Source organism: Streptomyces sp. NPDC052114 (assembly GCF_040680155.1).
In the GTDB taxonomy this organism is placed as follows: Bacteria; Actinomycetota; Actinomycetes; order Streptomycetales; family Streptomycetaceae; genus Streptomyces.
On sequence record NZ_JBFAWC010000001.1, the window covers coordinates 284,809 to 304,129 of the forward strand.

Below are 19,321 nucleotides of genomic sequence, written 5' to 3' on the forward strand. Positions count from 1 at the left end.
GCCCCCGCGACCGACGGCCCGCCCAGGGTCCCGGCTAGAAGCCGTGCGGCAGCCACGGCGCCGCGTCCGAGGCGAACGCCACCGACGCCTCGGCCAGCGCGCCCTGCCGAAGCTCCCGCACCCGGCCCGCCCCCGCCAGCGACGACAGGGACACACCGCCGAGGTAGGCCGAGCCCAACTCCCTGACGGACAGGGCCAGATCGGCCGCGTCGTCCGTGCGCTCGCACGAGGCGCCCTTGGCGTCGCCGGTGAGCCGCCAACGCCCCTCGTTCCAGGGGCAGAAGGCGTCCTCGACCTCGAACACCACGTCCACGGGCGCCTGGTACGTACGGGCCGCGAGCGCCGCGCCCACCTCGACGAGCCGCACGTGCAGCGAGTCGCGCACCGAGAGGTCGCAGCGCCGGACGTCCGAGACCAGCTGAAGCAGCGGGTCGTCCACCGGACGACTGCGGGCGACGACCGTCGACGTCAGGTCGATGCCGAACAGGAACCGCCACAGCGCCGCGTACGCCGCCGGGTCCAGGGCCTCGATGTCGCGGACGAGGACCGCACCCTTCGGGCCCTTCCAGTCCCACTCGGGCTTCACGGCGAACCGCACGTACCCGACGAGTTCGCCCGCGCGCTCGGCCACCACGCACTGCAACGGCGACGAGCCGTTGCGCTCGCTCTGCGGGTCGAGCAGCCCCAGCCGCTCCCAGCCCGGCTGCCGGGCCAGCAGACCCGGCCGCTCCGTGACCCGGCGTGCGTAGAGCGCCTCGCACGCGGCGTGGACGTCGGCGGCCTTCACGTTCCGCAGGCGTACGTCGTCCGCACCGGCCGGCATGGACAGACCCACCCGGGTCGTGTCGATGTCGGCCTTCATCTGCTGGGTCGCCGCGCCGTACCCGAACCGGCCGTAGATGACCGGCTCGGACGCGGTGAGCACGGCCAGCGGCTCGCCCCCCGCGCGGACGTCGTCCAGCTGCCGCCGCATCATCGACGTCAGGATCCCGCGCCGCCGGTGCGTGGCCGCCACGCTCACCATCGTGACGCCCGCCGCGTCCACCAGGGCGCCGCCCGGCACCGAGAGACGGAAGGAGAAGGCCCCCGCCGTCCCCACGCACGCGTCCCCGTCCCACACGCCGATCGACCGGTCCACCTCGGTGAGCGCGCGCCACAGCTCCCGCTCGTCGTCGGACTCGGGGACACCGCCGAAGGCGAGATCCAGCGCGTCGTACCACGTGTTCCAGTCGGCCTCGGCGAGCACCCGCACGTCTTTCGTCATATGCCATGCCTACCAGCGCGCCGCGGACCGGTGCGACCGGATTTCCCGGTACCCGCAGGCCGTCCGGCCCTTGTCCGGCACCGCCCGCCACCCGTCGCCACCCGTCCTTCGGCATGCCCCTGACGGGGGACAACCGGGACCTCCCGTGCGAAGTGCCCGGCCCGCTGGATAAGGTCCACGAGCAATGGCAGTACGAGGAGTACGGCGCGTGCGACGCGAGCGGCGCGCGGAAGCCGATACGTTCACGGCCCGGATGAAGAAGAGGGTGCACCGGGCCCGCATCGTGCTGCGCAAATCCGGGGTCGACTACTTCCGCGGCGACGGCTCGGACTGGGTCGCGCTGGCAGGACTGCTGCTGACCATCCCCGTGATCACGGTCTGCACGGTCGTCAACAACGTCTGGTGCTCCCCGGCCGCGCTCGTGCTGCCCATCGTCGCGGGCGGCCTGCTGCTGCGCCCCGCCAGCCTGCTCGGCCTGTACGCGGCGTCGGCGGTCGCCCTGATCGTCGAGTCGGTCCAGCTCGGCCCGTACGCCGAGGGCCCCTCCAGGGTCACCCCGGGCGTCGTCCTCGTGGTCGCCGCCTGCGGTTTCTTCGGGCTGCTCATCGCGCAGTTCCGCAGCCGGGTCGGGGTGCCCTGGCGCGGCGGCGGGACGATGCTCTTCGACCTGCGCGAGCGCATCCGCGTCCAGAGCAAGCTGCCGAAGCTGCCGCGCGGCTGGCACCGCGAGATGGCGCTGCGCCCGGCCGGCGGCCAGTCCTTCTCCGGCGACTTCGTCGTGGCGGCCCGCACGAACGGCGGCCGCACCCTGGAGGCCGTCCTCACCGACGTCTCCGGCAAGGGCATGGACGCCGGATCGCGCGCCCTGCTCCTGTCCGGCGCCTTCGGCGGCCTGCTCGGCTCCCTGCCCCCGCACGCCTTCCTGCCGGCCGCCAACGGCTATCTGCTCCGCCAGGACTGGGACGAGGGCTTCGCGACTTCCATCCACCTGGTCCTCGACCTGGAGACCGGCGACTACGAACTCTTCTCGGCGGGCCACCCGCCGGGCCTCCAGCTGAGTGCGGGCAGCGGTCGCTGGGAGGAGAAGACGGGCCAGGGCCCGCTCCTCGGCGTCTACGACGGCGCGCAGTTCGACCCGGTCAAGGGCGCGCTGCGCCCCGGCGACGTCCTGATGCTGTTCACGGACGGCCTCGTGGAGACCTCCGACCGCGAGATCGCCGAAGGAATGGACCGCCTGACGGGCGAGGCCGACCGCTACGTGGCCGGCGGCTTCCACGGCGCGGCCTGGCACCTGATCGAGGCGGTGGCGAAGGACGTGAACGACGACCGGGCCCTCCTGCTGATCTGCCGGGACGCCTAGGGAGCACGGGAGGCTCAGGGGGCAATCGGCGGGGGCTATCAAGGGGGGGGCAAAGGGCACCCCGAACACGTCAAGGGCGCGGGCAGATGATGCCCGCGCCCTTGCGCATGAGGGTGACCGGTCGCGGCTAGGCCAGGCTGGTCGCCGAGCTCTGTGCCGTCTCCGGCTTCGGGGACGGGGTGGGGCCGCCGTCCCCGGGGTCGCCGCCCTTGCCCTTCGGGAGGACGCGGGCCAGCCAGTCCGAGCGGCCCGCGGCCAGGGGGCCGAGGACGGCGAGCAGGAGGACATAGCCCGCGATGAAGGGCGAGAGGCGTGCGTCCAGGCCCGCGCCCGCCGCCATCGTGGCGAGGATCAGGGCGAACTCGCCGCGCGCCAGCAGCGTGGTGGAGATGTTGGCCGCGGGGCCCGCGCCGAAGCCGTACACACGGGCCGCGCCGAGCCCGGCCAGGACGTTCATCAGGAGCGTCAGGGCGACCGCCGCGAGGACCGGCCACAGCACCACCGGCAGGTCGCCGGGGTCGATGGAGAGCCCGAACGCGAAGAAGAAGATCGCGCCGAACGCGTCCCGCAGGGGGTGCACCAGCTTGCGGATGCGGTTGCCGGACGCGGTGCTGCCCAGCATCAGACCGACCATGAACGCGCCGATCGCGTCCGCGACGCCGAACCACTCCGAGACGCCCGCGACGAAGACGGCCGCGCCGAGGAAGGAGATGACGAGCAGTTCGTCGTCCTTGATGGCGAAGAGCCGGCCGATGACGCGCGTGCCGAAGCGGGCGGCGAGGGCGAGGAGCAGCAGGAACCCGAAGGCCTTGCCGCCGTCCATCACGGCGGCCGACAGGCTGTCCGCGCCGGACAGGATCGGCTGGAGCGCCGCGAGGTAGAGCGCCAGGAAGATGTCCTCGACGACGATGATGCCGAGGATCGGTTTGGTCTCGGGGTTGCCGAGGCGGCCCGTGTCGACCAGGACCTTCGTGACGATCGCCGAGGAGGAGATGCCGAGGACTCCGGCGAGGACCAGCGCTTCGGAGGTGCCCCAGCCGAGAGCGAATCCGAAGCCCAGGCCGGCGCCGACGTTCAGGGCGAGGTAGATGCCTCCGGCGACGGCCATCTTGCGGCCACCGGTCTTGAGGTCGTCCATGTGGAACTCGAGGCCCAGGTAGAACAGCAGCAGGACCAGGCCGAGCGCCGAGAGCATTTCCAGGTCGTGGGGGTCGGAGACCAGGACCACGCCGGGGGTGTGGGGGCCGAGGAGGATCCCGGCCAGGATGAAGAGCGGAATGGTGGGGAGTCCGATGCGGCCGCCGAGGCGCGCGAGGACGGCGGCGGCGAGAAATGCGCCACCCATGGCTATCAAGGTGTCTGCGTGTCCGATGGGCCCGTTCCTCCTGTTTGGTCGGTACGAGTCGACAGGGCGTTGACGCTGGCGCAATGACGAAGTGCAAAGGGCGCGTCAAGAACGCGTCAATACTTAGGTTACCAAACGAATGAAGGCGGGTCCTTACGACTGCCGTGGTGGGGTTCTCCCCACCCCGTGTTCGCCAGCGGACCTCATGGTCCGCACCACCCCCTGATCCGTACGTTCGATGCATCGACCAGGGACGACTCACCGCGAGGTCCCGGCGGCTGACGAACGGAAGGCGGACACGGCCATGGGGCTGCGACGGAAGAACCGGACCGAGGGCGGCACGACGGCCGCGGCGGTGCCCCCGATGCCGGGCGGCCTCCCCGGCGGTCCTTTCGCCGGTCACCCCGGCGACCGGGCCGTCGAACTGCGCGGTGTCCGCCGTCAGTACGGCCGCGGATCCGGCGCCGTGCACGCGCTCGCCGGCATCGACCTCGCCCTGCCGTACGGCAGCTTCACCGCCGTCATGGGGCCCTCGGGGTCCGGCAAGTCCACGTTCCTCCAGTGCGCGGCGGGCCTGGACCGGCCGACCGCCGGCACCGTCCACCTCGGCGGCACCGAGATCACCGGCATGAGCGAGAACAAGCTCACCGCCCTGCGCCGCACCCGCCTCGGCTTCGTCTTCCAGGCCTTCAACCTGCTGCCCTCGCTGACCGTCGAGCAGAACGTCGTCCTGCCGATGCGCCTCGCGGGCCGTCGCCCCGACCGCCGCAAGGCCGCCGAGATGCTCGCCCGCGTCGGCCTCGGCGACAAGGGCGGCCGCCGCCCCGGCCAGCTCTCCGGAGGCCAGCAGCAGCGCGTCGCCATCGCCCGCGCCCTGGTCACCGAGCCCGACGTGATCTTCGCCGACGAGCCGACCGGGGCCCTGGACACCACCACGGCCACCGAGGTCCTCGGCCTGCTGCGCTCCGCCGTCGACGGCATGGGCGCCACCGTCGTCATGGTCACCCACGACCCGGCCGCCGCGGCCCACGCCGACCGCGTCCTGTTCCTCGCCGACGGCCGTCTCGTCGACCACCTGGAGCGCGCCTCTGCCGAGCGGATCACGGCCCGCATGGCGGCGCTGACGGCACCGGTCCGCGCGGGGGTGGCCGCGTAATGGCGTACATGCCCAACGGCCTCGCCCGCGCGGCCGTCCGCTTCAAACCTGCCGCGTTCGTCGGCACGTTCGTCGCGCTGATGATGGCCTCGCTGATCGTGACCGCCTGCGGCATCCTCCTGGAGACGGGCGTACGCGCCTCCGTGCCGCCCACCCGCTACGCCGGCGCGCCCGTCGTGGCCGCCGCCGACCAGTCCGTCCACTTCGTCACCGGCAGCGGCGACAGCAGGTCCGAGAGCACCAGCCCGCTGCCCGACCGCGCGCGCCTGGACGACTCGCTGGTCGCCGAGGCCGCCGCGGCACCCGGCGCCCGCACCGCCGTCGCCGACGTCACCTTCCCCGTGCGCTCCGGCGACAAGGACGTCACCGCGCACGGCTGGGGCTCCACCGCCTTCACCGGCGAGAAGCTCGCCACGGGCCGCGCCCCGCGGCCCGGCGAGGTCGTCCTGGCCGCGCCCGGCGCCACCGTGGGCGAGCGCACCACGCTCACCACGGCGGACGGCCCCCGCGACTTCCGCGTCTCCGGCACCGTGACGGGCCGGCAGGGCGCCCCCACCGCGTGGTTCGCCGACTCCGAGGCCGTCCGGATCTCCGGCCACCCGGGCAAGGTCGACGCCATCGCCGTCCTGCCGGAGGAAGGCGTCGCGGCCGCCACCCTCAAGTCCCGGGTCGCGCACGCCCTGGGCGCCAAGGCCCAGGTCCACACCGGCGACGACCGCAGCGCCGCCGAGGGCTCCTCGCTCGCCTACGCCAAGGAGATGCTCACCGCGCTCGGCGGCTCCTTCGGCGGCGTCGCCACCATGACCGCCGTCTTCACCGCGGCCGGCACCGTCGCCCTCTCGGTGGGCCAGCGCGCCCGCGAGTACGCCCTGCTGCGGGCCATCGGCACCACCCCGCGCCAGATCCGCCGCACCATCGCCACCGAGGCCCTGCTCGTCGCGCCGCTCGCCGGAGCGGCCGGCATCCTGCCCGGAATCGCCCTGGCCTCCTGGTGGTTCGGGCAGCTGAAGGACCGGGGCGCGATCCCCGGGGCCCTGGACCTGTCGGTCTCCTTCATCCCGCTCGTCACCGCCGTCGGCGTCGCCGTCGTCACCGCGCTCGGCGCCGGGTACCTGGCGGCCCGCCGCCCCTCCCGCATCAAGCCCGGCCAGGCACTCACCGAGGCGTCCGTGGAGCGGGTGGGGTTCGGGTGGATCCGTACGCCGCTGGGCGTCGCGGCCGCGGTCGGCGGCACGGTCCTCGCCGGGGTCGCCGCGCGCAACACCGGTGAGGACGCGGCCAACGCGGCGCTCGGCATCGTCATGCTCTTCATGCTCGCCGTGGCCCTGCTCGGCCCGCTGGTCGCCCGCGCCTGCGCCGCCCTGTTCGGCCTGCCGCTGCGCGGCGCGGGCGCGTCCGGCTCGCTCGCCGCCGCCAACTCCCGCAGCAACGCCCGGCGGCTGGCCTCCGCGATCACCCCGATCGTGCTGGCCATGGCCTTCTCCTCCGTCCTCGTCTTCATGCACACCAGCGAGGACCGGGTCGCCGCCGACCAGCAGCGCGCGGGCATCACCGCCGACCACATCGTCACCTCCGGCACGGGTCTCGCCCCGGGCGCGGTGGCCGCTGCCGCCGACACCCCGGGGGTCACCTCGGCCGTCGGCCTGCTCAAGACCTCCGTGCTCGTCCCGGTGGGCTCCGGCGGCGACCGCTGGCTGGAGTCGGCGTCCACCCAGGGCATCACCGGCTCGGCCGCCGACCTGGCGAAGGTCCAGGACCTGAAGGTCGAGACGGGCACCCTGCGGCTCGGCAGGGGCGAGATCGCGATCGACGCGGCACTCGCCGACTCCGCCCACGTGAAGACGGGCGACCGCGTCGCCATCCGGCTGCCCGACGGCACCAAGGCGTCGCCGAAGGTCGTGGCGACGTACGGCAGGGGCCTCGGCCTCTCCCAGGTGACGATGCCCGCGGCCGACGTGCGGCGGCACGTCACCTCGTCCTTCGCCACCGAGCTCTGGACCAGGGGCGGCTCCGCGGAGGCGCTCGCGGGCCTCGGCACCCTCAAGGACCGCGACGGCTACGCCACCGCCCAGTCCGTGGACCGCGCGGTCAACGCCTGGGGGAACACCGTGATGGCGGCCGTACTCGGCGGCTTCGCGGCGGTCGCCGCGGTCAACACCCTGGTGATGACGGTCCTGGACCGCCGCCGCGAACTCGGCACGCTCCGCCTGATCGGCTCCACGCACCGCCAGGTGATGCGGATGATCCGCTGGGAGGCTCTCCTGGTCGCCTGCGCGGGCATCGCGATCGGCTCGGCCATCGCCCTGGCCACACTGGTCCCGATGATGAAGGGCCTGACGGGGGAGTCCCCGTACATCCCACCGCTGGTGTACGGCTCGTTCGTGGCAGCGGTCCTGGCACTGGGCCTCGCGGCGACGACCCTCCCGGCAAGGGCGGCACTGAAGTCCACGTGACGGGCCCCTCCGGAGTCCGTTTCCTTCAGCCCCTCCGGCGCTTGAGGAGCGGGGTCCGGGGCGGAGCCCCGGTTTCGGGAAGGGGTGGGGTCGGGGAAAGATCCCCCGCATGAACCCCAGTCCGATCCTCGCCCTCCCCGACGTGGAGGCCCTGGCCCGCCGCGCCCACGCCACCCAGACGGACAAGGCGGGCCGCCCCTACGCCGAGCACCTCCAGGCAGTGGCCGACGGGGTCCGGCGAAGAGGCGGCGACGACGACCAGATCGCCGCCGCCTGGCTCCACGACTCCGTCGAGGACGACGCCCTGTCGGAGCAGTGGCTCACGGACGCCCCCCTGACCCCCCGTACGAAGGCCATCGTCCGCGCGCTCACCAAGCGCGCGGGAGAGCCCAGGGAGTCGTACGCGCGACGGATCCTCGCGACCCCCGGCGCCCGCCTGGTGAAGGAGGCGGACCTCGCCCACAACGCGGACCCGGCCCGCCTCGCGGTCCTCGACGAGACGACAAGGGCGCGCCTGACGGCGAAGTACGCCGACATGCGCGCCCTGTTGGGGATCGAGTAGGTCCCGGCTACGTCGCCTTCGCCGAGGACTTGGCCCGCTCCCGGGCCAGCGCCGCCGCGTCCCGCTTGAAGGCCCACTCCATCTTCGGCTCCATCGCGAAGCGGAACATCCGCTGCACGGGAGGCGTGCAGAGCAGGGTGACCACGGTCGCGGCGACCGCCGTCACGAAGATCTCGCCGAGCGGCTTGTGCAGCCACTCGTACTCCTCGAACCAGCCCCAGAAACGGGACCCCTTGGCGAGGAAGCCGTGCAGCAGGTAGCCGTACAGCGTGCCGGCGCCGAGGATCGTGAACCACATCTTGCGGCGCGGCACCCACGCGAAGAAGCACGCGGTGAGGACGACGGAGCAGCCGAAGAGCGCCAGCGTCATCACGATGCCGACCCACCACGGCACGCCCAGCTCCTGGGCGCTGTCGCGGCGGTAGAACCACACGGAGGTCATCCGGGGCGCGGCCCAGTACGCGAGGAGCACCGCGCACGCGAAGACCGGCACGGACAGGATCCGCACCTCGCGGCGGCGCACCAGCTGGAAGTACTCGGGCTTCATGAAGAGGCCGAGCACGAAGAACGGCATGAACTGCAGGACGCGCTGCAGGTCGAGGTCGTCGCCGATGTCCGGTGAGATCACGGCGAGCATGGCGATGGCCAGCGCGAGCGGCACGGGCCAGCGCACGATCTTCCACAGCGGCACGGTGAGCCGCCAGACGAACAGCGCGACCAGGAACCAGGTGAGGTACCAGGGGTCGAGCAGGCTGATCGGCTGGGTGGGGTCGTCGTCGGCGTAGCGCTTGAAGAGGGTGTACGCGACCTCGAAGATGACGTACGGCACGGCGACGCCGGTGACCAGCCGCTTGAGGCGGTCGGGCCGCATGTCGAAGCTGCGCGAGAAGTAGCCGGAGATCAGGATGAACGCCGGCATGTGGAAGGTGTAGACGGTCATGTACAGCGCCTCGGCGGCGCGGCTGTGATCCGTCAGGGGTTCCCACGCGTGGGCCATCGCCACGAGGACGATCGCCAGGTACTTGGCGTTGTCGAAGAACGCGTCCCGCTGCTTGGCGGGCTTCGGCGCGCTCCGGGCGGTGCTGTGGGCGGTGCTGTGGCCGGACGGGGTGGGGGGAGCGGTAGCGGTCGCGGCCTGTGGGGTCGGGTGGTGGGCGCGGGGAGTGGGGACTCCGTCCGCCGGCACCTGGACTGGGGGGAGCGGCGCCCGGTGGCGTCCGTGCGGGTGCACCGAGTTGGTCACAGGCCCTCCCACCAAGAACTCGGTGAGACGATCCGGGACCGCACTGCGCCTGCGGGGATGGTGGCAGCGTGGAACATCTGAGGCACCCTAGCGTCGCTATAGTGTCTTCGTAAAACCCTCGTCACTTCTCTCAAGTCAACCTCTGTCAATCTCTGGGGAGAATCCCGCTTAACGGGTCCCGAGTACCCGGGAATCGGTTGAGTAGGCAAACAGATGTGACGGCATCTTGTCCCGTACGTCACAACTCATCCGGTTTAAATGGTGCATAACGCCTGCGGCCGACTCCCGTGCAATGTCCGTTTGGTCCATGCCTTTCGGTGGGGTTACGGCCGCGTGATGTGTGCCCGGCAACAATTCGAATTTCCTGCGAACGTCCTGTGTGGCGATGGCAACGATCAAGCCGAATTGCCGATGACCGCAGGTCGTCGAATTGCCGTGCGGGGGTGCGCTGTTCATGCGCCCCGAGGGTCGCCCCCGCGCGCCGGATCCGGAAGCGTTGGCCGACGATGTGTCACCCGCCGCATACAGTGGGCCCGTTGGTGGCACGATGGTCCCTGGCGGGGGTGTGCGGGGTCGTACCCCCCGGGCCGGGAGAGCGACCGACCTAGGGTGTGATCAGTGTGGCCATTTCGCTGTCAGTGGTACTGCTGTTGGCGATCATCCTTGTGGTGCTGATCCGCGGGGGATCGCTCAAGGCGGGGCCCGCGCTCGTCGCGGTGCTCTTCGGGTTCTTCCTCGCCTCCACCGGCATGGCGCCGTCGATAAATCGCTTCCTCAACGAAGTGGCGGAGACCATCAACTCGATCAGTTTCTGAGGCCCTTCGGGGCCGCTGCCGAAGCGGCGTACGCTGCGGAGAAGGGGAACTGGAGAGCGGGGCCGCGGGGGACGGGGGCGTAAGGGATGGTGCTGCGCGACTCGGATCCGGACCGGATCGGCGGATATCCGATCGAGGACCGGCTCGGCTCCGGCGGCATGGGCGTCGTCTATCTCGCCCGCTCCGCGTCGGGCCGCCGCCTCGCCCTGAAGGTCGTCCACGGGCAGTACGCCGACGACCAGGAGTTCCGCACCCGCTTCCGCCGTGAGGTGGCCGCCGCGCGCCAGGTCAGCGGCGCCTTCACCGCCCCCGTCGTGGACGCCGACGCGGACGCGCCCAGCCCCTGGATGGCGACCGTCTACATACCCGGCGAGAACCTCGGCGGCCATGTGCGCCGCGAGGGCCCGCTGCCGCTGGAGCGGCTGCGCGAGCTGGCCGCCGGACTCACCGAGGCGCTGCGCGACATCCACCGCGTCGGCGTGGTCCACCGCGACCTCAAACCGGCCAACGTGATGCTGGCCGAGGACGGCCCCCGCGTCATCGACTTCGGGGTCTCCCGCGCCGCCGAGGCGCTGGGCGCGGACGCCCTGACCCAGACGGGCCGCGTCATGGGCACCCCGCCCTACATGTCCCCGGAGCAGCTCACCACCCCGCGCGACGTCGGCCCCGCCTCCGACGTCTTCTCGCTCGGCGCCGTCCTCGCCTACGCGGCGACGGGCGCGGGCCCCTTCGACAGCGACAGCCCCTACGAGACGGCCACCCGCGTCGTCGAGGGCACACCCGAACTCGACCGCGTCCCCGCCGAGTTGCGCCCCTTCGTCGAGCGGTGCCTGGACAAGGACCCCGCGGCACGCCCCACCCCGGACGAGCTCCTCGCCCTGCTCAAGGGCGAGGAGCCGCCGCCGAGACGCGAGCCGGGGCCCGGGGCACCCGCACCCGGCACCGAGGAGCCCGCCCCGCGGCCCCGCCGCCGCAGGCTCCTGGTCGCGGCGTCGGTGGGCGGGGTGCTCCTCGCGCTCCTGGGCACGGGCCTGGCCGTCACCCTCGCCCAGGACGACACCGCGGCGGCGAGCGTGCTGCCCGCCGGGTGGCGGGAGTGGACGGCGAAGGACACCACCGGCGGCCGGGGCGACGCCTCCGGCCTCTTCGCGCGCTGCGCCGCCGCCGGGGGAGGACTGATCTGCGCGGGCGACGACGTCAAGGCCGTCCGCTTCTCCCTGGCCACCGGCGAGCGGGAATGGGGCAAGCCCGTCGACCCGGGACCCGACGACAGCAGCAACATGGAGGGCGACGTCATCGGGACGGCGGGCGACCGCGTCTTCGTGTACCGCAACGACGAGACGGAAGGGAAGGACCGGCAGTCCGTCGGGGACTACGCGATCCAGGCCGTGGACGCCCGGTCGGGCGACACCCTGTGGACCACCCCGACCCAGCACGGCTCCTTCGCGGAGGCGCCCGACCTCGACCCGGGGACGAGCACCGCCGCGGCCACGGAGGACGGCGTCCTCACCACCCTCGGCGAGGGAAGCACCTCGTACGCCCTCCTCGACCCCGAGGACGGCGACCCCCGCTGGAAGCACCCGCTCCCCATGGGTGACTGCCAGCTCCGGGAGGCCGCCGCCAAGGGCTACCTGCTCTGCGCCACGGAGAAGGCCGGCACGCGCGTCTCCCGCCTCGACCCGGCCACCGGCAAGCCGTCCTGGACGGTCACCGTGCGCGGCACCCTCACCCTCATCGGCCAGACCGACGGGCGCCTGCTGCTCGCCGACACCTCCGCGTCGAAGATCCGCCACCTCGTCAGCGTCACCACGGGCGGCCACGACCGTCGCACCGTCCGGCTCGCCCGGCCCCAGTCCGCGGGCACCGCGCCCGTGCTCAGCCGGGGCACGCTCTACTTCAGGCTGCCGGGCGGCAGCGTCCGCGCCGTCGACCCCCGCACCGGCCGCGAGGCCTGGGAGGCCAACTCCACCGTCGAGAACCCCGGCCGGCCCCTCGCCTCCGCGACCCGGGTCTACGTGACGTCGCCCAACGGCCGCCTCGCCGCACTCGACCGGGAGACCGGCCGGGTGCGGTGGACCCGGGACGGGCGGCTCGGCGTGCAGGCCTGGGGTGCCGACGAGGGCGCCCCGCTCACCCTCGTCGACGACGCCCTCTACGTCCCGTACGGCATCCGTTCCGTGTACACCGTCGACGTGCGTCACCCCTGACCGCCGACGGCCGGGCTCACGAGGCCTGTTGCAGCGCCCGCAGCGACGCCACGAGCCGGTCCACCTCCTCCGACGTGTTGTAGAGCGACAGCGACGCCCTGGCCGCCGACTCCAGGCCGTAGTGCGCGAGCGCCGGCTGCGCGCAGTGGTGGCCCGCGCGGACCGCGATGCCGTCGCGGTCCAGCCAGTCGGCGACCGTCGCCGGGTCCTGCCCCGCGAGCGTGAAGGTCAGCACCGCGATCCGGTCCGGCGCCGCGCCCAGCAGGGACAGCCCCGGCACGGTGGCCATGGCCTGCTGCGCGTACGCCATGAGCGCGTTCTCGTACGCCAGGACGGCGCCCTGGTCGAGGCCGGAGAGCCAGTTCAGCGCGGCCAGCAGGCCCACCACACCGGAGATGTGCCCGGTGCCCGCCTCCAGGAGGTGCGGCGGGGGAGCGAACGTCGTCCGCTCGAAGGAGACCGACTCGATCATGTTGCCGCCGCCCTGCCACGGCTTGAGCGCGGCCATGATCTCCGGGCGCGCGTACAGGGCGCCGATGCCCGTGGGCGCGAACAGCTTGTGCCCGGAGAAGACGTAGAAGTCCGCGCCGAGGTCCCGCACGTCCACCGGCAGGTGGGCGACCGCCTGGGCGCCGTCCACGAGCACCCGGGCGTCGTAGCGGTGCGCGAGCGCGGCCATCTCCTTGACCGGCGGGACCGTGCCGAGCACGTTCGAGGCGTGGCTGATCGCGACCAGCCGGGTGCGGTAGGACAGCAGGTCGGCATAGGCGGCCTGGTCGATCTGCCCGTCGGCGTCCAGCGGCACGGGCACCACCCGCGCCCGCGTCTCCTTGGCGATCAGCTGCCAGGGGACGATGTCGGAGTGGTGCTCCAGAACGGGTACGAGGATGTCGTCCCCGGGACCGAGGTTCGCCCGCCCCCACGTCTGGGCGACCAGGTTGATCGCCTCGGTGGTGCCGCGCGTGAACGCGACCGTCTCCGGCGACTCGGCCCCCAGGAACGAGGCGACCGCGGCGCGCCCCGCCTCGTACAGCTCGGTCGCCTCGCGGGCCATGGTGTGGGCGCCGCGGTGGATGTTGGAGTTGGCGGCGCTGTAGTACGCGGTGAGGGCCTCGATGACCTGGCGCGGCTTCTGCGTGGTGGCGGCGTTGTCGAGCCAGACCAGCGGGTGGCCGTTGACCGTGCGGTGCAGGATCGGGAAGTCCCCGCGGACCGCCTCGGCGGAGAAGGCGCCGGGGGAGGCGGCCGGCTCCATGGCCTGCGGGGCGGGCACCGGCTCCGGGGCGGCAGGCGCCGCGGTGGGCGGCGGCTCGGCGGAGGGCACGGCCGGCCGCACCGCCTGGGTCGGGGCCGGCACCGCCCGGGACGGCACCAAAGATCCCAGAACGTCAGGAATAGTCATGGTACTTGGCCACCTCGACGTTCTGGAGGACGGCGATGGCGTCCTCCACCAGGACCGCGGTGTTGAAGTACGCCGTCATCAGGTACGACGTGATGCCCTTGTTGTCGACGCCCATGTTCCGCATCGACAGGCCGGGCTCGACCTCGTCCGCGACCTCGCCGGGCCGCAGGCCCACGACGCCCTGCTCGGCCTCGCCCATCCGCATCAGCAGGATCTCGGTGGTGCCCGTGTGGACGCCCGAGCCGTTGGTGAAGCGCACCTTGTCGGAGGGCAGGAGCGGCACCCCGCGCCAGGTCAGCAGCGGGCTGCCGAACCGGTTGTCCGTCACCGGGGGCACACCCCGCCGCGTACATTCCCGTCCGAACGCGGCGATCGCCTTGGGGTGCGCGACGAAGTAGCCGGGCTGCTTCCACACCTTCGACAGGAGCTCGTCCAGGTCGTCGGGGGTGGGCGCCCCGGTGCGGGCCTGCACGCGCTGCCCGGCGGAGACGCTGTTGAACAGACCGAACTCGGGGTGGTTCAGGAGCGAGGCCTCCTGGCGCTCCCGCAGCGCCGCGATGGTCAGGTTCGCCTGGGCGCGGGTCTGGTCGATGGGCCCGTTGTAGAGGTCGGCGACGCGGGTGTGCACGCGCAGCACGGTCTGGGCGAGGGTCATGTGGTACTCGCGGGGCGCGTCCTCGTAGTCGACGAACGTGCCCGGCAGGTCGGGCTCGCCCACGTGCCCGGAGGCCAGGTCCACCGGCACCTCGGCGCCCGGCAGGGACCCGTCGTCGGCGGCGTAGGCCGCCATCGCGGTGCGCACCCCCTCGTCGCGCTCGGCGGCGGAGGCGAGCGCCGAGCGGTCGGCCACGAGCGCGGTGCCGCGGGTGAGGGCCTGCACGCGGTACGGCATGGGCTCCTCCCGCGTCCAGGCGCCCAGGTCGAAGAACTGGCCGTCGCCGACCACGTCGAGCAGCGCGTCCTCGCCGTACCGCCCGGTCACCCGCTTCTCGGCCCGCCCGGTCACGAGCACCCACAGCCGGTCGGCGGTGTCGCCCTCCTGGACGAGCACCTGGCCGGGCTCGAAGGTCACCTCGGTGAAGGCGTCGGCGAGGGCGGCGACCGTGGCGTCGTCGGCCTCGCGCAGGTAGGGCATCTCGCGTAAGTCGCCCGGCACCACACGCGAGGCGCCGTTCTCCTCGTACGTGCTGATGCGGTCGTCGCCGAGCACGTAGGTGCGGCGGCGGTTCACGCGGTAGACGCCGGACTCCAGGTCGACCCAGGGCAGGGCGCGCAGCAGATAGCGCGGGGTGATGCCGCGCATCTGGGGCGTGGTCTTGGTGGCGGTCGCCAGCTGCCGTGCGGCATCGGGTCCGAGAGACAGTCGGTCGGTCATTACAACCTCCTCGAAGCGGGAAAGTGGGACCGATCGTCAGCGTGTTGATCGCCAGACCACAAGGGGTCATTTTTCGTGATTGAAGAGGACAGGCCGGAATGCACCGGCCGCCCTCGGGGCGCCGCCCCGCTGAGCGGCGCGGCTCTCGGAACGGCACCGGAAGGGGCGATTCCGAACTGCTCGTATCCGACGCGATACGTCCCTGAGGGGGAGCTATGCGGTGCTGAAAGAAGCCGTTATGGCGGGGGGCGCAAAGTCCTCTGGCAAAACCGGGCCCTTCGGTGCTCCCGGGCGGCCGGTGCCCCCGCCTCGCATCCCGCCCCGTACCCCGGCCCGGCGAGCGCCCGGAACGCGAAGAACCCCGGACCGAATCGGTCCGGGGTTCTCCTTGTCAGAGCGGGCGACGGGAATCGAACCCGCGTAGCTAGTTTGGAAGACTAGGGCTCTACCATTGAGCTACGCCCGCATGGTTCACGCCACGGACCGGGGACCGCGGCACGACAGGCATCGTAGCGGGTCGCGGGCCTTCCCCGCACACCCCCTTCTTTCCGCCCCCGTTTAACGGGGAGCCGCACTGCCTGCGGGCATGTACCCTACGTGTCGCACCGACGGGGTGTGGCGCAGCTTGGTAGCGCGTCCGCTTTGGGAGCGGAAGGCCGTGGGTTCAAATCCCGCCACCCCGACCACCTTGTTCCTCTCCGGGCGATCGCATCCAAGATCGCATTGTGGGTCGGCTCCCGCTTGCCGTTACTATGCAAGCTGTGTGCCCGTGTGTCTCTGATCCGGGCAGAAACCAAGCAGTCAGCCCACCAAGGAGACCGAACCGTGAAGAGCGCCGTGGAGACCCTGAACCCGACCCGGGTTCGGCTCACTGTCGAGGTGCCCTTCGAGGAGCTCAAGGACAGCCTCGACGCGGCGTACAAGAAGATCAACCAGCAGGTCACGGTGAAGGGCTTCCGCAAGGGCAAGATCCCGGCCCGCGTCATCGACCAGCGCTTCGGCCGCGGTGCGGTCCTCGAAGAGGCCGTCAACGACGCGCTGCCGAAGTTCTACACCGAGGCGGTCAACGAGGCCGAGCTCAACGTCCTGGGTCAGCCCGAGGTGGACATCACCGAGCTGAAGGACAACGAGACCCTCAACTTCACCGCCGAGGTCGACGTCCGTCCGACCATCGAGATCCCGGACTACTCCGGCATCGAGGTCGAGGTCGACGCCGTCGAGGTCACCGACGAGGACGTCGACAAGGCCGTCGAGGAGCTGCGCGGGCGCTTCGCCTCCACCTCCCCGGTCGAGCGTGCCGCCGAGGACGGCGACGTCGTGACGATCGACCTGGAGGCCAAGGTCGAGGGCGAGGTCCTGGAGGACGGCGTCGCGTCCGGCGTCTCCTACACGATCGGCTCCGGCGAGCTGCTCGAGGGCATCGACGACGCCGTGACGGGCCTGGAGGCCGGTGGCGAGGCCACCTTCACCTCCGAGCTCAAGGGCGGCTCGGCCGCCGGCAAGGAGGCCGAGGTCACCGTCAAGGTCACCCAGGTCGCCAAGCGTGAACTGCCGGAGCTGGACGACGACTTCGCGCAGCTGGCCTCCGAGTTCGACACCCTGGACGAGCTCAAGGCGGACAGCCGCAAGCGCCTCGAGAACATGAAGCAGTACGACCAGGCCACGCAGGCCCAGGAGCGCGTCCTGGAGAAGCTGCTCGAGCTGGTCGAGGTCCCCGTCCCCGAGAAGCTCCTCGCGGACGAGATCCAGACCCGCACGCACAACCTCGAGCACCACCAGCTCGGCCAGATGGGCCTCGACCTGGACAAGTACCTGGAGATCCAGGGCAAGTCCCGCGAGGAGTTCGACGCCGAGACCAAGGAGCAGGCGGAGAAGGGCATCAAGACGCAGTTCGTCCTGGACGAGCTCGTCAACAAGGAGAAGCTGAACGTGAACCAGGAGGAGCTCACCGAGCACCTCATGCGTCGCGCGCAGTCCTCCGGCATGTCCCCCGACCAGTTCGCCCAGGCCGTCGTCGAGGGCGGCCAGGTCCCGATGCTGGTCGGCGAGGTCGCCCGCGGCAAGGCCCTGGCGGTCGTCGTCGAGGCGGCGACGGTCAAGGACACGAACGGCGAGGTCGTGGACCTCGACGACGAGGACGAGGTCGCTGCCGCTGAGGGTGAGCAGACCGAGGTCGCCGCTTCGGCCGAGGAGAAGACCGAGGCCTGAGCGGCCTCGCTCCGCTGCTGAACGCAACACCGGGCCCCAGGGACGTCAGTCCCTGGGGCCCGGTGTTTAGGGGCGCGGGGAACGGCGCGAGCGACCCACGAAAAGCCGCACTCGCCATGGGGCAGTCCCCGGCAGACGCGTCTGCGGCTCGTACGTGGCTGATCGCGCAGTTCCCCGCGCCCCTACGGGGCGCAACCTGCGCTCACAGCGAACAGTCAGGCCTCCGGGATTCCCCGGAGGGCCCCGCGCGTTAGGGTCCATGAATACGAGGGCAGGGGAGCCCCCGAAGCCGCCCCGGAGAGTCGGCGCGCACGAGGGAACCCAGGTCCCAGGAGAAGACGTGAGACGGCCCGGCGCCGTCGTAAGACGAGCAGGTGGATACGTGACGAATCTGATGCCCTCCGCCGCCGGCGAGCCTTCCATCGGTGGTGGCCTCGGCGACCAGGTCTACAACCGGCTGCTCAACGAGCGGATCATCTTCCTCGGCCAGCCGGTCGACGACGACATTGCCAACAAGATCACCGCGCAGCTGCTGCTCCTTGCCGCCGACCCGGACAAGGACATCTTCCTGTACATCAACAGCCCCGGCGGCTCGATCACCGCGGGCATGGCGATCTACGACACCATGCAGTACATCAAGAACGACGTGGTGACGATCGCGATGGGCATGGCCGCCTCCATGGGCCAGTTCCTGCTCAGCGCGGGTACGCCCGGCAAGCGCTTCGCGCTGCCGAACGCCGAGATCCTGATCCACCAGCCCTCCGCCGGTCTCGCCGGTTCCGCGTCGGACATCAAGATCCACGCCGAGCGGCTCCTGCTCACCAAGAAGCGCATGGCGGAGCTGACGGCCTTCCACACCGGCCAGACCGTGGAGCAGGTCACCCACGACTCGGACCGCGACCGCTGGTTCGACCCGCAGGAGGCCAAGGAGTACGGCCTCATCGACGACATCATGTCCAGCGCCGCCGGCATGCCGGGCGGGGGCGGCACGGGCGCCTGAGGCCCCCTCAGCGCCCTCAGCCGACCCCTCAGCCCACGCTCCTCAGGAGACCAAGAGAGATGAACAACTTCCCCGGCAGCGGCCTGTACGAGCGCACCCAGGCCGAGTACCGCCAGTCCGCGCAGGCCGAGTTCACCGGCGCGCGCGCCGAGTCGCGCTACGTCATCCCGCGCTTCGTCGAGCGCACCTCGCAGGGCGTGCGTGAGTACGACCCGTACGCGAAGCTCTTCGAGGAGCGCGTGATCTTCCTCGGCGTGCAGATCGACGACGCCTCCGCCAACGACGTCATGGCGCAGCTCCTGTGCCTGGAGTCGATGGACCCGGACCGCGACATCTCGATCTACATCAACAGCCCGGGTGGTTCCTTCACCGCCCTCACGGCGATCTACGACACGATGCAGTTCGTGAAGCCCGACGTGCAGACCGTCTGCATGGGCCAGGCCGCGTCCGCCGCCGCCGTGCTGCTCGCGGCAGGTACGCCGGGCAAGCGCATGGCGCTCCCGAACGCCCGCGTGCTGATCCACCAGCCCTACAGCGAGACCGGCCGCGGCCAGGTCTCCGACCTGGAGATCGCCGCCAACGAGATCCTCCGGATGCGCTCGCAGCTGGAGGAGATGCTGGCCAAGCACTCCACGACGCCGATCGAGAAGATCCGCGACGACATCGAGCGCGACAAGATCCTCACGGCCGAGGACGCGCTCGCGTACGGCCTGGTCGACCAGATCATCTCCACCCGGAAGATGAACAATTCCTCGGTCGTCTGACGCAGAGCTGTAGCATCTGCCGCTCCCTGGCACGGTTCGCGCACGACCCGCGTCGAAGCGAACCGTGCCAAGGGGGGCCCGAACGGGGGGCCCGGCAAGGTACCGTCGGATATGAGGCACCAGGAGCCGCTGAACGTGGCGTCTCCCAGGCGAAGGGGAAGCACCTC

The 19,321-nt window shown here is 71.8% G+C and carries 14 protein-coding genes and 2 tRNA genes; 10 read left to right on the forward strand and 6 right to left on the reverse strand.

Going from position 1 to position 19,321, the window contains the following annotated elements; all coding sequences use genetic code 11:
* Window positions 1-34: 34 nt before the first annotated feature.
* Complete coding sequence (locus AB0L89_RS01140) at window positions 35-1,264, reverse strand: GNAT family N-acetyltransferase (RefSeq protein WP_365132292.1); 1,230 nt, start codon at window positions 1,262-1,264, stop codon at window positions 35-37.
* Between the two features lie 184 nt (window positions 1,265-1,448).
* On the opposite strand from AB0L89_RS01140, the gene AB0L89_RS01145 reads away from it, so the two are divergent.
* Window positions 1,449-2,624, forward strand: coding sequence for a PP2C family protein-serine/threonine phosphatase (locus AB0L89_RS01145; RefSeq protein ID WP_365132295.1), 1,176 nt, complete (start codon window positions 1,449-1,451; stop codon window positions 2,622-2,624).
* A gap of 127 nt (window positions 2,625-2,751) precedes the next feature.
* Here AB0L89_RS01145 and AB0L89_RS01150 read toward each other — a convergent pair whose 3' ends face one another.
* Window positions 2,752-3,969, reverse strand: a complete 1,218-nt coding sequence (locus AB0L89_RS01150; RefSeq protein ID WP_365132298.1) for a cation:proton antiporter — start codon at window positions 3,967-3,969, stop codon at window positions 2,752-2,754.
* A gap of 364 nt (window positions 3,970-4,333) precedes the next feature.
* On the opposite strand from AB0L89_RS01150, the gene AB0L89_RS01155 reads away from it, so the two are divergent.
* The 3 genes from AB0L89_RS01155 (at window position 4,334) to AB0L89_RS01165 (ending at window position 8,140) form a co-directional block, all read left to right on the forward strand.
* The gene (locus AB0L89_RS01155) at window positions 4,334-5,125 is read left to right on the forward strand and encodes an ABC transporter ATP-binding protein (protein WP_365133911.1); all 792 of its coding nucleotides are present in this window, start codon (window positions 4,334-4,336) and stop codon (window positions 5,123-5,125) included.
* Window positions 5,125-7,578: an FtsX-like permease family protein gene (locus tag AB0L89_RS01160; protein WP_365132301.1), complete on the forward strand. Its 2,454-nt coding sequence runs from the start codon at window positions 5,125-5,127 to the stop codon at window positions 7,576-7,578. Before AB0L89_RS01155 ends, AB0L89_RS01160 begins: the two co-directional genes overlap by 1 nt.
* Before the next feature lie 109 nt (window positions 7,579-7,687).
* Window positions 7,688-8,140 (forward strand): HD domain-containing protein, encoded by a 453-nt coding sequence (locus AB0L89_RS01165; protein WP_365132304.1) that lies wholly within the window; start codon window positions 7,688-7,690, stop codon window positions 8,138-8,140.
* A 7-nt stretch (window positions 8,141-8,147) separates the two neighbouring features.
* On the opposite strand, the gene AB0L89_RS01170 is transcribed toward AB0L89_RS01165, so the two are convergent.
* Complete coding sequence (locus tag AB0L89_RS01170; RefSeq protein WP_365132307.1) at window positions 8,148-9,383, reverse strand: acyltransferase family protein; 1,236 nt, start codon at window positions 9,381-9,383, stop codon at window positions 8,148-8,150.
* Window positions 9,384-10,003: 620 nt separating this feature from the next.
* Here AB0L89_RS01170 and AB0L89_RS01175 point away from each other — a divergent pair.
* Window positions 10,004-10,198 carry a hypothetical protein gene (locus AB0L89_RS01175; protein WP_055698257.1) on the forward strand — a complete coding sequence of 65 codons (195 nt, stop codon included), beginning with the start codon at window positions 10,004-10,006 and terminating at the stop codon, window positions 10,196-10,198.
* Between the two features lie 86 nt (window positions 10,199-10,284).
* Entirely contained in the window at window positions 10,285-12,405 is a 2,121-nt protein-coding gene (locus tag AB0L89_RS01180; protein ID WP_365132311.1) for a serine/threonine-protein kinase, read from the forward strand.
* Between the two features lie 16 nt (window positions 12,406-12,421).
* On the opposite strand, the gene AB0L89_RS01185 is transcribed toward AB0L89_RS01180, so the two are convergent.
* From AB0L89_RS01185 to AB0L89_RS01195, 3 genes are all read right to left on the reverse strand, one after another.
* Complete coding sequence (locus AB0L89_RS01185) at window positions 12,422-13,807, reverse strand: cysteine desulfurase (protein ID WP_365132314.1); 1,386 nt, start codon at window positions 13,805-13,807, stop codon at window positions 12,422-12,424.
* Window positions 13,794-15,182 carry a family 2B encapsulin nanocompartment shell protein gene (locus tag AB0L89_RS01190; RefSeq protein WP_365132317.1) on the reverse strand — a complete coding sequence of 463 codons (1,389 nt, stop codon included), beginning with the start codon at window positions 15,180-15,182 and terminating at the stop codon, window positions 13,794-13,796. Before AB0L89_RS01190 ends, AB0L89_RS01185 begins: the two co-directional genes overlap by 14 nt.
* Before the next feature lie 395 nt (window positions 15,183-15,577).
* Window positions 15,578-15,648: transfer RNA gene (locus AB0L89_RS01195), tRNA-Gly, on the reverse strand.
* A 143-nt stretch (window positions 15,649-15,791) separates the two neighbouring features.
* On the opposite strand from AB0L89_RS01195, the gene AB0L89_RS01200 reads away from it, so the two are divergent.
* The 4 genes from AB0L89_RS01200 (at window position 15,792) to AB0L89_RS01215 (ending at window position 19,154) form a co-directional block, all read left to right on the forward strand.
* Window positions 15,792-15,868: transfer RNA gene (locus AB0L89_RS01200), tRNA-Pro, on the forward strand.
* 139 nt (window positions 15,869-16,007) lie between these two features.
* Window positions 16,008-17,390 carry a trigger factor gene (tig, locus tag AB0L89_RS01205; RefSeq protein ID WP_365132320.1) on the forward strand — a complete coding sequence of 461 codons (1,383 nt, stop codon included), beginning with the start codon at window positions 16,008-16,010 and terminating at the stop codon, window positions 17,388-17,390.
* 394 nt (window positions 17,391-17,784) lie between these two features.
* Window positions 17,785-18,390: an ATP-dependent Clp protease proteolytic subunit gene (locus AB0L89_RS01210; protein WP_055698256.1), complete on the forward strand. Its 606-nt coding sequence runs from the start codon at window positions 17,785-17,787 to the stop codon at window positions 18,388-18,390.
* Between the two features lie 59 nt (window positions 18,391-18,449).
* Complete coding sequence (locus tag AB0L89_RS01215) at window positions 18,450-19,154, forward strand: ATP-dependent Clp protease proteolytic subunit (protein WP_055698249.1); 705 nt, start codon at window positions 18,450-18,452, stop codon at window positions 19,152-19,154.
* Window positions 19,155-19,321: the final 167 nt, after the last annotated feature.

Coding starts and splice junctions, on each gene's coding strand:
- AB0L89_RS01140 (WP_365132292.1), bottom strand. CDS start 1,264: ATGACGAAAGACGTGCGGGTGCTCGCCGAGGCCGACTGGAACACGTGG.
- AB0L89_RS01145 (WP_365132295.1), top strand. CDS start 1,449: ATGGCAGTACGAGGAGTACGGCGCGTGCGACGCGAGCGGCGCGCGGAA.
- AB0L89_RS01150 (WP_365132298.1), bottom strand. CDS start 3,969: ATGGGTGGCGCATTTCTCGCCGCCGCCGTCCTCGCGCGCCTCGGCGGC.
- AB0L89_RS01155 (WP_365133911.1), top strand. CDS start 4,334: ATGCCGGGCGGCCTCCCCGGCGGTCCTTTCGCCGGTCACCCCGGCGAC.
- AB0L89_RS01160 (WP_365132301.1), top strand. CDS start 5,125: ATGGCGTACATGCCCAACGGCCTCGCCCGCGCGGCCGTCCGCTTCAAA.
- AB0L89_RS01165 (WP_365132304.1), top strand. CDS start 7,688: ATGAACCCCAGTCCGATCCTCGCCCTCCCCGACGTGGAGGCCCTGGCC.
- AB0L89_RS01180 (WP_365132311.1), top strand. CDS start 10,285: ATGGTGCTGCGCGACTCGGATCCGGACCGGATCGGCGGATATCCGATC.
- AB0L89_RS01185 (WP_365132314.1), bottom strand. CDS start 13,807: ATGACTATTCCTGACGTTCTGGGATCTTTGGTGCCGTCCCGGGCGGTG.
- AB0L89_RS01190 (WP_365132317.1), bottom strand. CDS start 15,182: ATGACCGACCGACTGTCTCTCGGACCCGATGCCGCACGGCAGCTGGCG.
- AB0L89_RS01210 (WP_055698256.1), top strand. CDS start 17,785: ATGCCCTCCGCCGCCGGCGAGCCTTCCATCGGTGGTGGCCTCGGCGAC.
- AB0L89_RS01215 (WP_055698249.1), top strand. CDS start 18,450: ATGAACAACTTCCCCGGCAGCGGCCTGTACGAGCGCACCCAGGCCGAG.